Raw genomic sequence first — 14,738 nt, forward strand, 5'->3', positions numbered from 1 at the left:
GAAACGACAGCCGAAAAAAGCTTCTACAAATTATCTATAACTGACGTTAATCGCTCTGTAATTTCTTCGATAGTTCCGATACCGTTTACGGCATGAAACTTATTTTGTTCTTTATAATATCCAATTAGCGGAGCTGTTTTTTCATTGTACTCCTGGTATCTTACTCTGATTTTCTCTTCGTCCTGATCGTCAGCTCTTCCGCTTGTTTTTCCTCTTTCTAACAAACGAGCCACTAGAATTTCATCATCTGCTTCTAATGCAACAGTCGCCGTTACACTTGATCCAATCGTTGGTAAAAATTGATCTAAAGCTTCTGCCTGATCTAAAGTTCTAGGATAACCATCGAACAAAAATCCTGCTGTATCAGGATGTTTTTTTACCTCATCAATTAACATTGCGGTAGTTACTTCGCACGGAACTAACTCTCCGTTGTCCATAAAAACTCTCGCTTGTTTTCCTAAATCTGTATCATTTTTTAAGTTAAAACGAAAAATATCTCCTGTCGAAAGGTGTGTTAATTTGTACTTTTCTTTTAAAAATTCTGCCTGAGTTCCTTTACCTGCCCCTGGCTTTCCAAATAAAACAATGTTAATCATAATATGAGTAAGTGTTGTGACTTCTATTTTACAAGAAGTTTTAAATGAATATATAGTTGTGTGCGTGTTTAAATTTATTCTGCCAATTTATAAACTTCGGGCAAATTTCTTCCCAAACCATCATAATCCAGTCCATAACCTACAATAAATTTATTCGGAATTCTGATTCCGATATAATCTATTTTGATGTCTTTTTTATAAGCTTCCGGCTTAAAAAACAATGTAGCAATTTTAAAATGCTTTACATTTTGCGCTTTAAACAGTTTTTTCAACTCTTCAATTGTATTTCCCGTATCAATAATATCTTCAATAAGAATAACCGTTCTTCCTGATAAATCCTGATTGATTCCTATTAACTCTTTTACCGTATTGGTACTTTCAATTCCTTCATAAGAAGCCATTTTGATAAATGAAACCTCACAAAGGCCTTTGTATCTCTTCAAAAAATCGGCAACTACCATGAAAGCCCCATTTAATACACCAATAAAAATTGGGGTATCGTCTCCAAAATCATCTTCTACCTGTGCTACTATTTTACTTAAAGCGAAATCAATTTCTTTAGCCGAAATAAACGGAACAAATTGTTTATCGTGAAGTTGTATCATTATTTTTACATTTAAAATAATGCGCAAAGATACAGAATTAGAAATAAACTGCGGGTATCAAAACAAACTGCATACCTATTTTTTTAAGAATGTTAAATATCACTTACTATTTAGAAATCTTTTCTTAAAAACAGGTCTGATTTTATTAAATCAGCAGATTTTAAAACCATAACGTTAAATTACCTATTTTAGACCTGTCCTAAACTCATCAAAATGTCTTCTGAATTACAAACGAAATTAGACTACGTAAAAGCTTATCGGGAAAACCGTCTTAATGTTGCAAACGAAGTTTTAGAAAACCCATCCTTATTTAAAGAACTTGTTTCAATTTGTTTTTCTCCATCAGACAAAAACAATCACAAAGCCTGCTGGATTATGGAATTTGTTTCATACGAAGAATTGATCTGGCTGCAACCGTATCTTGATTTTTTCTGTTCGAATTTGAAAGTTTTAAAAGACGAAAGTGCCATCCGTCCTATCGCAAAAGTTGTTCAGTTACTCGTAAAAGCTCACTATAGCAAAATCGAAAACGGCATTTCTCTTTCCGAAACTAATCTGCAGGATTGTATTGAAGCTTCATTTGACTGGCTTATCAATGATGTAAAAGTAGCGACCAAGGCCTATTCAATCAGAACTTTATACCTATTAGGCAACCATTATGACTGGATACACCCTGAACTGCAAGTTATTCTGAATAAGGATTATGGCGATCATTCTGCTGCTTACAAAGCCGTTGCCAAAGAGGTTTTAAAGAAAATAGAGAAGTAGTATTCTTGCCTCGAATTATATTTCCAAGTCAGAAAAAGTAAAAATTCGTGAATTCGTGGCGAAAAAAATAGTGCAAAACGATTTTTTGGCTAAAAAAAGATTAAAAAGTATCTTTGCAAAAACACAACTACAATGAATTATTTTTCTTCTGATTTTAAATTAGGAATATTAGGTGGCGGACAATTAGGTAAAATGCTTTTGTTTGACACCCGAAAATTTGACATCCAAACTTATGTTCTAGACCCAAGCGACGAAGCTCCAAGTAAATTTGCCTGCAATAAATTCTTTCAGGGGGATTTAATGGATTATGAAACGGTTTATAATTTTGGAAAACAAGTAGATATTCTGACTTTTGAAATCGAACTGGTTAACCTTGAAGCCCTGACACAATTAGAGAATGAAGGCTTGAAAATCTATCCTTCGCCTAAAACCTTAAAAGGAATTCAAAACAAAGGAATTCAAAAACAATTTTACGCAGATCACCATATCCCGACAGCACCATTTGAGCGCTTTGAAAATTTAGAAGGTCTAAAAGCTAAAATTCAAGATATAAAACTACCATTTGTCTGGAAATGCACTGAGTTTGGTTACGACGGAAACGGCGTAAAAGTAATTCGTCAGGTTTCAGATCTGGACAGTTTACCAAATGTAGAATGCATTGCAGAAACTATGATTCCGTTTAAAAACGAATTGGCTGTTATTGTCTGTAGAAATCCATCAGGAGAAATAAAAACGTATCCGGTTGTTGAAATGGAATTTCATCCGGAAGCCAACCAGGTAGAATATGTAATCTGTCCTGCCAGAATTGATGAGAAAGTAGCCGAAAAAGCGAGAGCGATTGCCTTAAATGTTTCAGAAAAATTTAATCATGTTGGTCTTTTGGCCGTTGAAATGTTTCAGACTAATGACGATGATATTTTAGTAAATGAAGTAGCTCCGCGTCCGCACAATTCAGGACATTACTCGATTGAAGCCAGCTATACTTCGCAATTCGAAAATCATTTGCGTGCGATTTTGGATCTTCCTTTGGGAAATACCGACAGTAAAGTTGCCGGTATTATGGTTAATTTAGTAGGTGCCGAAGGATTTTCGGGAGATGTTGTTTATGAAAATATCGAAACCATTATGGGATGGAACGGTGTTACCCCACATATTTACGGTAAAAAACAAACACGCCCTTTTAGAAAAATGGGGCATGTTACCATCGTAAATGAAGACATGTCTGAGGCGAGAAGAATTGCCGAAGACGTTAAGAATACGATTAGAGTGATTAGTGAATAGTAACAGTTTTCATTCATAGACAACAGTGTGAAACCTGAAACAGAAAAACCTGAAACAAAAAAAAACATGAGTAAAGTAGCCATCATCATGGGAAGTATCTCTGACATGCCGGTCATGCAGGATGCTATCGACATATTAAAACAATTCAATGTTGAAGTTGAAGTAGACATCGTTTCGGCACACCGAACGCCGGAAAAACTATTCGATTTCAGTAAAAATGCACACACTCGCGGAATTTCGGTAATTATTGCCGGAGCCGGAGGAGCTGCACACTTGCCAGGAATGGTTGCCTCAATGTCGCCACTTCCGGTAATTGGAGTTCCGGTAAAATCAAGCAATTCTATTGATGGTTGGGATTCGGTACTATCGATCCTTCAAATGCCAGGCGGAGTTCCTGTTGCAACAGTAGCGCTAAACGGTGCTAAAAATGCCGGAATCTTAGCCGCACAAATCATTGGAAGTCACGATAAAAAAGTACTTGATACTATTATTTCGTATAAAGAAGAATTAAAAGCGGCAGTTAATAAAGCGGCTGAAGGATTAAAGAAGTAAAAATTAATTCCACAGAGATTCACAAAAACAAACACAAAGCTTCGCAAAGAATAATTTAAAAAACTTTGCGAAGCTCTATGTTTTCTTAGCGAAACTTTGCGTAACACAAAAATACTATGAGCATCTTAACACAACATTTCAATACCAAACACAATACAGCACCTTTTTCGCAAATTAAAATCGAAGATTATGTTCCTGCTTTCAATGAAGCAATTGCTTTGGCTAAAGCCGAAATTGATGCCATCGTAAACAATCCGGACGAACCCACTTTTGAAAATACGGTTGTAGCAATGGATTTTACAGGGGATGTTCTGGATCGTCTTTCCAGTATTTTCTTCAATCTGAATTCAGCAGAAACCACTGATGAGATGCAAAAAATTGCACAGGAAGTTTCTCCTTTACTTTCGGAGTTCGGAAATGACATTACCTTAAATGCAGCATTATTTGCCAAGATCAAAGCCGTTTACGAACAAAAGGAAAAGCTGAATTTAAATCCGGAGCAAACTACGCTTTTGGATAAAAAATACAAAAGCTTCTCTAGAAACGGAGCCAATTTACCTGAGGATAAAAAAGAAGACTTACGTGAAATCGATAAAGAATTGTCGAAATTAAGCCTGCAGTTTGGCGAAAATGTTTTGGCCGAAACCAATGCTTTTGAGCTGCATTTAACTGACGAAAAAGATTTAGCAGGTTTACCGGAAGGCACTATCGAAGCTGCGAGATTATTAGCTAAAAGTCAGGAAAAAGAGGGCTGGATTTTCACTTTGGATTATCCAAGTTATATTCCGTTTGTAACGTACGCCGATAATCGTGAATTACGCAAAAAAATGGCAATTGCCTTTGGCGCAAAAGCTTTTCAAAATAACGAATTTGACAATCAGGAGAACGTACTTGCAATTGCCAAATTACGTTTTAAAAGAGCCAATTTATTAGGGTACAAAACTCATTCTCATTTTGTTTTAGAGGAAAGAATGGCCGAGAGTCCGGAAAAAGTTTTTTCTTTCCTTAATGATTTGCTGGCCAAAGCAAAACCTGCAGCCCAAAAAGAGTTTGCTGAATTAACCGCTTTTGCCAAAGATTTGGACGGAATTGAACAATTGGAAAAATGGGATGGTGCTTACTATTCTGAAAAATTAAAACAGCAGCTTTTCAACTTAGACGATGAAAAACTAAAACCTTATTTTCAATTGGAAAAAGTTTTAGACGGAGCTTTTACAGTTGCCAAAAAACTTTACGGATTAACTTTTACGGAAGTTTTTGATATCGATAAATATCACGAAGAAGTGATGACATACGAGGTAAAAGATGCAGAGAACAATTTAGTTGCTATTTTCTACGCGGATTTTTTCCCTAGAAGAGGAAAACGAAACGGAGCCTGGATGACCTCTTTCAAATCACAATATATAAAAGATGGGACAAACGAAAGACCTCATATTTCGAACGTTTGCAACTTTACAAAACCAACAGAAACCAAACCTTCGTTATTAACGTTTAATGAAGTTACTACTTTGTTTCACGAATTTGGTCACGGTTTACACGGGATGCTTGCCAACACCACCTACCCTAGCTTGTCCGGAACTTCTGTATTTTGGGATTTTGTAGAACTACCAAGTCAAATTATGGAAAACTGGTGTTACGAGCCTGAAGCTTTGGCTTTATTTGCCAATCACTACGAAACGAATGAAATTATTCCGATCGAATATGTTCAAAAAATTAAAGAAAGTGCCAGTTTTCAAGAAGGTCTTGCCACTTTGCGTCAATTGAGTTTTGGACTTTTGGATATGGCCTGGCACGGACAGGATCCGACAGGTATTACGGATCTAAAAACTTTTGAAACAGAGCAATTTGCGAACACTCAATTATACCCTGACGTAAAAGAGAATGCAATGAGTACTGCCTTTTCTCATATTTTCCAGGGCGGTTATTCTTCAGGATATTACAGTTACAAATGGGCAGAAGTACTGGATGCTGATGCTTTTGAATATTTTCAGGAAAACGGCATCTTCAATTACGAAGTCGCTGCAAAATTCAGAGACAATGTTCTCTCAAAAGGAGGAACTGAACATCCTATGACTTTATACAAACGTTTCAGAGGTCAGGAACCAAAACCGGAAGCTCTATTGAAAAGAGCAGGATTACTTTAAGATTTTTAGACTTCTTAGCGTATGAGATATATTTAAAACCGAGGTAGAAATACTTCGGTTTTTTTGATTCGACCTCACTACAAATATCATAAATAATTTTACTTATCTTCACCATTCTTTTTAACCTTTATCTTCGAAACTCAAATTGAAAAAACTTCTCAAAAAACTAATTTACCTTTTCATCATTGGGGTTATTGCAATCATTTCTGTTAATTGGTATGTCAAATCCTCAACTCGTGATTTGATTTATCACACTGTAAATAATCTTCCAAAAAATGAAGTGGGAGTTATTTTTGGAGCCGGAATCAACGGTGATCAGCCCAGTAAATATTTAAAAGACAGACTGGATGCCGGAATCCTATTGTATAAAACACATAAAATAGATAAAATTCTGCTTTCAGGCGACAATGGCCGAGATGAATATGATGAACTTACCGTTATGAAAACATATTGTTTCAATCACGGAGTTGACACTACTAAAATATTTATTGATTACGCCGGCTTTGACACCTACTCCACTATGTACAGGGCCTCACATATTTTTAAAATTAAAAAAGCAACTTTAATTTCTCAGGAATATCACTTAAACAGGGCCATTTACATTGGACAAAAACTTGGGGTAAAATCAATTGGATTTTCTGCCAACAAAGGAGAATATCTGGGATATCAATATGTAACTTTTAGAGAATACGGTTCTATTTTTAAGTCTTTTTTTGATGTTTTAAGAAATCGGGAACCCCGCTTTTTAGGAAATGAAATTAATATAAATGGTGTTTCCAATTATTCGAAAGAGGATAAACGATAATAAAGGTCTTTTTTTACTTCCCAAAAGTTTCCGGACTATCTTTTTAGAGAAAAATGACTTCTTATTTGTTTTGTAATCCCCGGGTTATTTATCTCTTCATACGTTAGAACAAACCAATAATCTGAAGCAAAAACAGGACTGTTTCTATAAGTGCCATCCCATCCCGGACTATCTTTAGTCAAATGAGTGATGAACTTACCATATCTGTCAAAAATATCGATCTCTAATTTGGTGAAATTCTCCAGATTATTTACATGCCAGGTATCATTATATCCATCACTATTAGGCGTAAAAAACTTAGGATAATCAAATTCGGTTAATTCAGGTTTTTGTAACTCACAATCTTCTTTGTTTAAAAAAATCACTTTTGCCACAGAAGAAAGTAAATAACATCCCATACTGGTAACAACATTAACGGTATAATTTCCTTCCTGATTTGCAACATAAGTATTCGTACTGGCTCCGGAGATAGCATTGCCATCGACTTCCCATTGATAGGACTTAATTGTATGATTTGAAGGAATGTTCACCTTCAAATCAGTATTGTCCCCTTTACAAATCATTAAATTCCCTTCAATTACTACCTCTGCCGGTATTGTATTCTCCTCAATAATTAGAACATCATCCATTAAAAGACTGCAACTTCTTGTTGAAATTTTAGTCAATCGATAAGTTCCTTCCTTAGCCGGAGACCCGATTAATGTATGCAAACCTGTATTGTTTATTGTTATGGGAGATTGAGCTATTCCATTTAATTCATAATCTATTGTAAATGGTCCCTGATCTCTACTCGTAATTTCTGCCTGAATTCCTGAATTCTCTCCTAAACAAAAATCTCCCCCATACTTGACTAATTTAGCGTTTGCAGTAAATGGTTCTTCATTATCAATTACAAGAGTATTATCTAATGAAAAGCTGCATCCTCCGTTTGAAATTTTTGTAATTCGATAGATTCCGGCCTTAGAGGGAGCTGTTACTAAAGTATGTAAACCCGCATCATTTATAGTTACAGGAGATTGTGGTATTCCGTTAATTTCATACTCTATTACAAAAGGGCCTGAATCGGGACTCATAATTTCTACCTGTACTCCTGAATTCTCTCCTAAACAAGCATTCCCTCCGTATTTAATTAGGTCGGCGCTGGCTTTAGGAGGCACTCCTCCATAAATAATTAAAGTATCATCCAGCAAAAAATCACAGCCTTCAACTGAAATTTTTGTTAATCGATACGTCCCAACATTTGCCGGAGCCATTATTAAGGTGTGCAAACCTGTACTGCTTATCGTTACAGGAGATTGAACGGTTCCGTTAATTTCATATTCTATTGTGAATGGTACTGATTTTGTACTTGTTAGGTTTACTTGAATCCCTGAACCTAGCCCAGAACAAGAAACTCCTCCATATCTCGTTAATTTAGCACTGGCTGATGCTGGAATTTCTTTATTAATAACAATTGTATCGTCAAGCACCGAAGTACATCCGCCTGTAGAAATTTTAGTCAATCGATAAGTTCCTTCCTTAGCCGGAGCAACTATTAAAGGATACAAGCCTGTATTATTTATTGTTACGGGAGATTGGACCACTCCGTTTATTTCATATTCTATTATAAAAGGACCGGATCCAGTGCCGTTTATTTCAACCTTAACCCCTGCTCCTGTTCCCGTACATGTTCCTCCTCCCTCTTTAACTAATTTTGCTGAGATTGCAACTCCAACATTTTTTATTTCTATAGGTTCGCACACAACTTCTCCGGCAGAATTAGCATCACTGATTGCAACAATAGCATATGTTCCTTCTGATAGAGATGCCGAATTTATCGAATACGGATTTTGTGAAGTGGCTATTTCCGGATAAACAATTTCCGGAGATACATCGGTTCTCTTGTACGTAAATTTATAAGGAGGTGTACCAGAGAAATAAACTGTTAATCCTAAATCTTTTCCGCAGCCTCCGTCAAATCCTTCCATTCTGGCTGTAGGAGCATAACACCCGTTTGATTCGTTACCATAAACTTCAGACAATCCTTTTTTAGGATCAAAGGCTGGCAAAAAGACAACTATTGCCTCTACTACATCGTGCATCTGGTATCTGAAAGAGATAGAATTTCCTCCATTGATACGATCAAAAACAGGTTTGACTGCGGCTCTGAAATTTGCTTCTGTTACTCCGAAAGCAGCATAAAAAGGCGTAATTTTTTTTATATACTCGTCTACGTCACTCCATTCAATTTGTGCGTCATAAAATCCTCTAAAGGTATGAGCCGATTTATCGGTTACGCCCCAAATAGCAGCATCAGTCCAACTGATATCTGCTACCCTATCGTCTAATACTTTTGTCAGTCTGTTAATTTGTTCTGCATAAAGCCGGTCCAGTCCGGAAGGTGAAGCCGGAGAAATATAATCCATCAAATTTGTTGCAGCGACAGCATTCGCACGATTTTTAACAAAAACAGGTTCAAAAGCACCACTGTTCATTCCCTGATTATAAGCCAGAGCTAAAATTTTAACCGCCGCATAAGGATCTTTCGAGTCTTTTATGAAACCTATAGGATTCCAGCATTTAACATATTGCCAAAAAGCAATATTTCTGTAATCATGATACGTTTTTATAATAGATTGAAACTCAAAACTTGCTCCTATCGCCGGATCGCTTATAAAATTATTCTTAGGAACCTGAGGGATAAAACAAGGATAGTTCATAAACATCTCCATCCAGCTTCCTCCCATCTCTTGCTGAAAGTATCCTGCTGCAACCTTCCCCGTGGTATCATAACAATTGACTCCACCGTTAATTAAATCCTGATTAGGGTATTTTTTTGTAACCCAACCTGGAGCAATAAGTTTACTCCCTTCGCAGCCTGCGTTTATTTCCTGAATCGTTGTTGCAAAATACTCATTGACACTCATGGCCTCAAATCCCATCAGATTTGTAAACAAATTGTGAGAAACAGCCATACTAATAGCCCACCCTTTTCTGTTTTCGGGAATATAAACATCTACACGCTCACCCCACGCCCAGACAGAACCTTCACCAATTTTTATTTCATTACCATTAGGTCCCGCAGGTTTTATGGCGCAGATACTGCTAAAATTTTTCTCACACTTAAAATTCTCGGTGGCCGGAGGAGTATAACAAGTAATTCCTTTTATGGGAGTACCATTTAATGTACCCTGGCCCGGCGGAAACATTCCCGGCACATAATCCATCGTGACACTATAAATTGTAGTTCCTACCGGCAGAACATTTCCCCAAGTCGTTTTTTTAAGCTCAACTATACCGTTATCTCCGTTTTGAATGACATCCATTCCGGACCACATGATAACATTAGAGACTCCTTTCCAATTGAAAACAAAACTATAGTCCGGTATGGAAGCATTCGTGTTATTATGAACTTTAAAATCCAAAACAATCGTGTTTCCATACTTACCTGTCATACAAAATTCATAACTTACTTGAGAATATACATTATTTAGGTTAAACAAAAAAAACAATAAAAGAAGTGGTATTTTATAAAATTTCATCATTATTTATTTGTATTTATTAGGATCTCCAAACAGTTCATTTGTGATCGGCATAAAGAATTAGATGACCTAACGAATTTAACTTTATTAGTCAACTTCATTTTTCAGGAAATTGGATATTATTTAGTCTTAAAAATTAACCAGCTTATACGATTTTCTTTGTCCCAGATTATCGGTTATGACTACAATAAATAACTGTTTAGTCAGGAAACTTCCGTCTTCTAGCCATAAATTTCTATTGTTTTGGGTGTTTTTGTACTTTACTACAGATTGCCCAAGAGCATTATATACCTCAACATGATCAATATCAATTGCTTCATTATGGACTGTTATAGACAATGCATTATCTTTAAAATAAACTATAAAATTGGTCTCCTCTTTTTCACCAAATTGATCAACTGACAGTGATTTACTAAAATAGTTGTCATATGCGTTAGAAAACTCATAACCACTTCCACAAGCGGCATCCCAATTGATAGACCAGGTCATCACTCCTCTCATTTGCGGCTGCAAAGAAGATTTCATTGTATATTTTCTTCCGGAATATGTAGTGCCAAATCGTAAGTAATTAAAAGCATTAATCCCTTTGTCAGGTGTTAGATATCCTCCTGCCGGTGCCGCTCCCGGACAGGCCGGAATTGCAATAACTATTTTAGAAGCCGGCAAGGGTGGGAAATAAAATCCCGTAGAGGCTACATTGAATCCTTTCATCAACATATCTGACATGGCTACTAAAAAATCCGGAGTGGCTTGAGAATATGCTATGTTATCTAAAGCATTTACAGATCCGGTGTTATACAACTGCACCATCAAAAGATCCAGCTCATTACGCAAATTATGAATTACCGGTAAAAAAGATCCGGCTCCATCTCCATACACCGAATATCCAACTTGTACATAATAGGTTTCCGGAGCAGCAGTTAAAATAAAACCTGTTCCATAATAGGTCTTTAATTCCTTGAAAGCATCAATTACATTCTTAAGTTTTGGGTAGGCCGAAATCGCCGAATAAGAAAAATCTTTTAACGCTCCCGCTCCAAAATTCATAGAACCTCCTTCAAAATCGATATCAACTCCATCAAAGTTGTATTGGTCAACAATTGCTTTTATTCCATTTACAAAAATATTTTTCTGGTCAATAGTTTTTAGTTCAACATGACCATTTTGTCCGCCAATTGAAACGATTACGGGGATACCTTTATCTCTCAAAGTTTTGATATCATTTTTTAACAATTGCGGATCAAAGACTCCTTTTGTAAAAAATCGAGGTTCATTTACTACTAACACTGGAGTATAACCATCTCTATTCACCGTCTCTATAAATGAATAAACAACAACATTGTATTTCTTGTCTGCAATTTCTTTAAAATACAAAAATGGTGCACTCCCACTTTCCCATCCATGTGCATAGCCAACAATAACTTTAGCCGGCAACGGATTAAACTTTGAGTTAACAATAGTAATCGATTGATTTAGTGTTTTTTCGCCTCCTTTATCATCAATTGCTTTTATAATTATTGGATATTCTTTATAGCTATTAGGAGTAAAAGTATAGCTATAAGTGTCTCCAGAACCTTTTATCGTCGGAAAATAAGTTCCGTTTACATTTACTGTAACACTTGAAATTGTACCATCTCTATCTGTCACATTAACACTTATTGAAACCGGCTGAAAACCGGAAGCCTGATTGATTGTATTGGATGCAGGTGTAAGCCAGATAATTTCCGGCAATACATTTGGACATGCTGTACCTGAACATTGCAAATAAAATGGAAAACTATTTTCGGCTGTAGCATTATTAGAGGCTGTAGCCGTAGCTTTTAGCGTGTAGTTTTTATTAAAATCAGCTGTTGCCGGAGTCCACGTTGCCGCATACTCGGTACCTGTTGTAGACGCTCCTGTAATATTTAACCCATTTACATTAAATACAACCGATGATAATGTAGTCTTTCCATCCTCAAAAGTCATACTGGCATTTGCTTTAAGCTGGATAGCTGTTCCCGGAACTATTGCAAGGTTTGCCGCAGACGGACTCGTGATTGTCACTTCCGGAGTAACACCGCTTGAGTTAAAGTTATATTCTTTTGATAAAACCGGAATTGGTAAATTGGCCAAATCTGTAGGATAATAAACAACAGAGTTGTTATCCCAGGCATTCATTTTTAAACTTGAAATGGTTGTATAGCCCGAAAATATTGCATTGTCAAAACTATATTTCCCAGAGGTATCTGTTGTAGCAACAAAAGTAGCATAAGGATGTGTACTATCTGTCCATGGAAGATTTAGTTCAATTTTTGCACCAGCGATTGGCACAGCTCCATTTTTAACCGTTCCGCTTATTTTATTAGTTGGAGTGGCATTTTGATTAAAATCTAAAACTTTATTTTCACTTAACACACTGTATAAAGTAGAAGCGGGTGAAAATGTCATTCCTGTTTTGGCAGCAGTAATGGTGTAGTCTGCTCCCGCTGTTAAACTGTTTATGCTATAAGCTCCTTTTGAATCTGAAACCGCAGTAACATTAGCTGTTGCTGAAGCTGCGGTAACGGTTACTCCGGAAACTACTGTAGTACCATTTAGCATGGTTCCTGTAATGGCATAAAGAGGTTGTGTACCTTGTATCACGATACCTGTTTGGTTTGCAGTAACATTTGTTAATTTTACCGGCGTAAAAGTATAGGAAACTTTTAAAGCGGTAACTGAATAATTGGCTCCTGAAACTACTTTGTTAAAAGTAAAATTTCCATCGGAAGATTTAACGGTTTGAATAACGGCGTCATTCTCATCTTTTAACTGAACTGTGGCATCCGAAACTAAATTTGCACCCATTTTTACAGCACCACTAAAGACTAAAGTTCCCTCAACAGCAACATTAAACGAATCATTTATCTGACTCAATAATGCATTAGGAACAGCTCCTCTGGTATCCTGAGACAATTCCCAAACCATACCTCCTGCAAGGTTTTTAGACGCTATATATCTGGCTTTAAGATCGATCGACTGCTTATCTTCGTAAGAGATAAACTGTTTTAGTTTCGAGTTGTATAAATAAGGGACTTTGGTGGTGTTATCAAAATATCGTACCCATCCTGCCGAAGCTGCCGTAGGTGTAACCATCATGGTATTAGGATCAAGATAAGGATGCGGAGTGGTTACGGAATTCCCTACCAAATCGCAAATTTCAATACTTCCTGAATTTTCACATGGAGCACCTGTATCCCAGGTTCCTAGAGGAGGCTGTGCATTTTTACAGGCGGAAACTACATCTCTTGGTGCGGCAACGAATAATCCGGGCAAATTAGGATTGGTTCCGTCATTAGCAACATGATCAAACTTTTTGCCGTAAAAAGGTAATCCCATGATTAATTTATTGGCAGGAAAACCAACTACATTCAAATATTGACTCGTTAATTCGTCTAATGATTCCGACTGCGCTGCACCATAAAGCGGATCATTGGTGTTTCCACTTGCATACAATGGAGCATTGTAGCAGGTTTTATCATACCAGTTTCCTCCAAAATCATAACCAAAATAAGTGATATAATCGCAATAGGTCGAAATATCTTCTGTCATTCCGTATTGAGCTCTGTTATTTGGTCCAAGATATTGTTTAGATACATTTCGAACATTGTTCCCAGCCGCGATTGTAATTAATTTATTGGGCATCGCCTGACGCATTGCCTTTAATAAATAAACTAAATTTTTGTTGTCGTCAGGATGGTATTTTTGAGGAGGAACCGGGGCACCATTAAGAATCTCAGTACCATCTGTACCACCTGAAAGAGGATATTCCCAGTCGATATCAAATCCGTCAATAAACGGATAAGTAGTGATGAATTTTACCATATCGGCAGCCAAAGCAGTTCTTGCCACAGGACTTGCAGCAATTGGAGAAAGATCCTGACCTTTTGTCCAGCCACCAACAGATATTAGTACTTTTAAATGAGGGTACTTTTCTTTTAACTTCATCAAGCCATAAAAGTTTCCTTTTACGGGAGCATCCCACGGAATTCCTCCTTCCATATGCTCAAAATCAGCATAGGTATCCAAACATTGTAATTTTGTATTCTCCGGATGGGCGGGATCATAACTTGTACCGTAAAAAGAATAATTTAAATGTGTCAATTTACTTCCATCTATCTTAGAGACATTGAAATCTCTGCCATAAATAGCCCATTGTGCATAATATCCAACTACTTTTTTATTATGACTGGGCTGAGAAACTAAGATGATTGGGAATAAAACTGAAAATAAAAATAGTAAGTAGCGTTGTTTCATAACTTTTTTTTTCAAAAATAAAGCTATGTTATAGAATTAACTTTCACAGTGTAACAACTGGCTCATTACATGTAATAATCAGCAGATTACACCGGAATACTTCATATTTGGCAGGGATATTTTCTTCTATAAAAAATTAAGACTGCTTTATCGAAACATTATAGAATGTGGGGTATTCTTTTCTAAAC

At 36.4% G+C, this 14,738-nt stretch carries 9 protein-coding genes; 5 read left to right on the forward strand and 4 right to left on the reverse strand.

Going from position 1 to position 14,738, the window contains the following annotated elements; all coding sequences use genetic code 11:
• Window positions 1-23 precede the first annotated feature (23 nt).
• Window positions 24-596 carry an adenylate kinase gene (locus BHE19_RS15735; protein WP_017495043.1) on the reverse strand — a complete coding sequence of 191 codons (573 nt, stop codon included), beginning with the start codon at window positions 594-596 and terminating at the stop codon, window positions 24-26.
• A 74-nt stretch (window positions 597-670) separates the two neighbouring features.
• Window positions 671-1,201 (reverse strand): phosphoribosyltransferase, encoded by a 531-nt coding sequence (locus tag BHE19_RS15740; RefSeq protein ID WP_070907907.1) that lies wholly within the window; start codon window positions 1,199-1,201, stop codon window positions 671-673.
• A gap of 213 nt (window positions 1,202-1,414) precedes the next feature.
• Here BHE19_RS15740 and BHE19_RS15745 point away from each other — a divergent pair, with 213 nt between their 5' ends.
• The 5 genes from BHE19_RS15745 (at window position 1,415) to BHE19_RS15765 (ending at window position 6,751) form a co-directional block, all read left to right on the forward strand.
• Window positions 1,415-1,969, forward strand: a complete 555-nt coding sequence (locus BHE19_RS15745) for a hypothetical protein (RefSeq protein WP_070907908.1) — start codon at window positions 1,415-1,417, stop codon at window positions 1,967-1,969.
• 132 nt (window positions 1,970-2,101) lie between these two features.
• Window positions 2,102-3,250 (forward strand): 5-(carboxyamino)imidazole ribonucleotide synthase, encoded by a 1,149-nt coding sequence (locus tag BHE19_RS15750; RefSeq protein WP_070907909.1) that lies wholly within the window; start codon window positions 2,102-2,104, stop codon window positions 3,248-3,250.
• 66 nt (window positions 3,251-3,316) lie between these two features.
• Entirely contained in the window at window positions 3,317-3,802 is a 486-nt protein-coding gene (gene purE / locus BHE19_RS15755; RefSeq protein ID WP_012022518.1) for a 5-(carboxyamino)imidazole ribonucleotide mutase, read from the forward strand.
• Between the two features lie 116 nt (window positions 3,803-3,918).
• Window positions 3,919-5,946 (forward strand): M3 family metallopeptidase, encoded by a 2,028-nt coding sequence (locus tag BHE19_RS15760; RefSeq protein WP_070907910.1) that lies wholly within the window; start codon window positions 3,919-3,921, stop codon window positions 5,944-5,946.
• A gap of 145 nt (window positions 5,947-6,091) precedes the next feature.
• Window positions 6,092-6,751: a SanA/YdcF family protein gene (locus tag BHE19_RS15765; RefSeq protein WP_070907911.1), complete on the forward strand. Its 660-nt coding sequence runs from the start codon at window positions 6,092-6,094 to the stop codon at window positions 6,749-6,751.
• A gap of 35 nt (window positions 6,752-6,786) precedes the next feature.
• On the opposite strand, the gene BHE19_RS15770 is transcribed toward BHE19_RS15765, so the two are convergent.
• Window positions 6,787-10,275, reverse strand: coding sequence for a T9SS type B sorting domain-containing protein (locus BHE19_RS15770; protein WP_083342564.1), 3,489 nt, complete (start codon window positions 10,273-10,275; stop codon window positions 6,787-6,789).
• 126 nt (window positions 10,276-10,401) lie between these two features.
• Complete coding sequence (locus BHE19_RS15775) at window positions 10,402-14,550, reverse strand: glycosyl hydrolase family 18 protein (protein ID WP_070907913.1); 4,149 nt, start codon at window positions 14,548-14,550, stop codon at window positions 10,402-10,404.
• Between the last annotated feature and the right edge of the window lie 188 nt (window positions 14,551-14,738).

The sequence above is a fragment of the Flavobacterium tructae genome (genome assembly GCF_001853485.1).
Taxonomy (GTDB): Bacteria; Bacteroidota; Bacteroidia; order Flavobacteriales; family Flavobacteriaceae; genus Flavobacterium; species Flavobacterium tructae.

What these genes read in the sequence shown, in the direction of transcription:
- purE (WP_012022518.1), top strand. Translation starts at nt 3,317, where the DNA reads ATGAGTAAAGTAGCCATCATCATGGGAAGTATCTCTGACATGCCGGTC.
- BHE19_RS15745 (WP_070907908.1), top strand. Translation starts at nt 1,415, where the DNA reads ATGTCTTCTGAATTACAAACGAAATTAGACTACGTAAAAGCTTATCGG.
- BHE19_RS15775 (WP_070907913.1), bottom strand. Translation starts at nt 14,550, where the DNA reads ATGAAACAACGCTACTTACTATTTTTATTTTCAGTTTTATTCCCAATC.
- BHE19_RS15750 (WP_070907909.1), top strand. Translation starts at nt 2,102, where the DNA reads ATGAATTATTTTTCTTCTGATTTTAAATTAGGAATATTAGGTGGCGGA.
- BHE19_RS15735 (WP_017495043.1), bottom strand. Translation starts at nt 596, where the DNA reads ATGATTAACATTGTTTTATTTGGAAAGCCAGGGGCAGGTAAAGGAACT.
- BHE19_RS15740 (WP_070907907.1), bottom strand. Translation starts at nt 1,201, where the DNA reads ATGATACAACTTCACGATAAACAATTTGTTCCGTTTATTTCGGCTAAA.
- BHE19_RS15760 (WP_070907910.1), top strand. Translation starts at nt 3,919, where the DNA reads ATGAGCATCTTAACACAACATTTCAATACCAAACACAATACAGCACCT.
- BHE19_RS15770 (WP_083342564.1), bottom strand. Translation starts at nt 10,275, where the DNA reads ATGATGAAATTTTATAAAATACCACTTCTTTTATTGTTTTTTTTGTTT.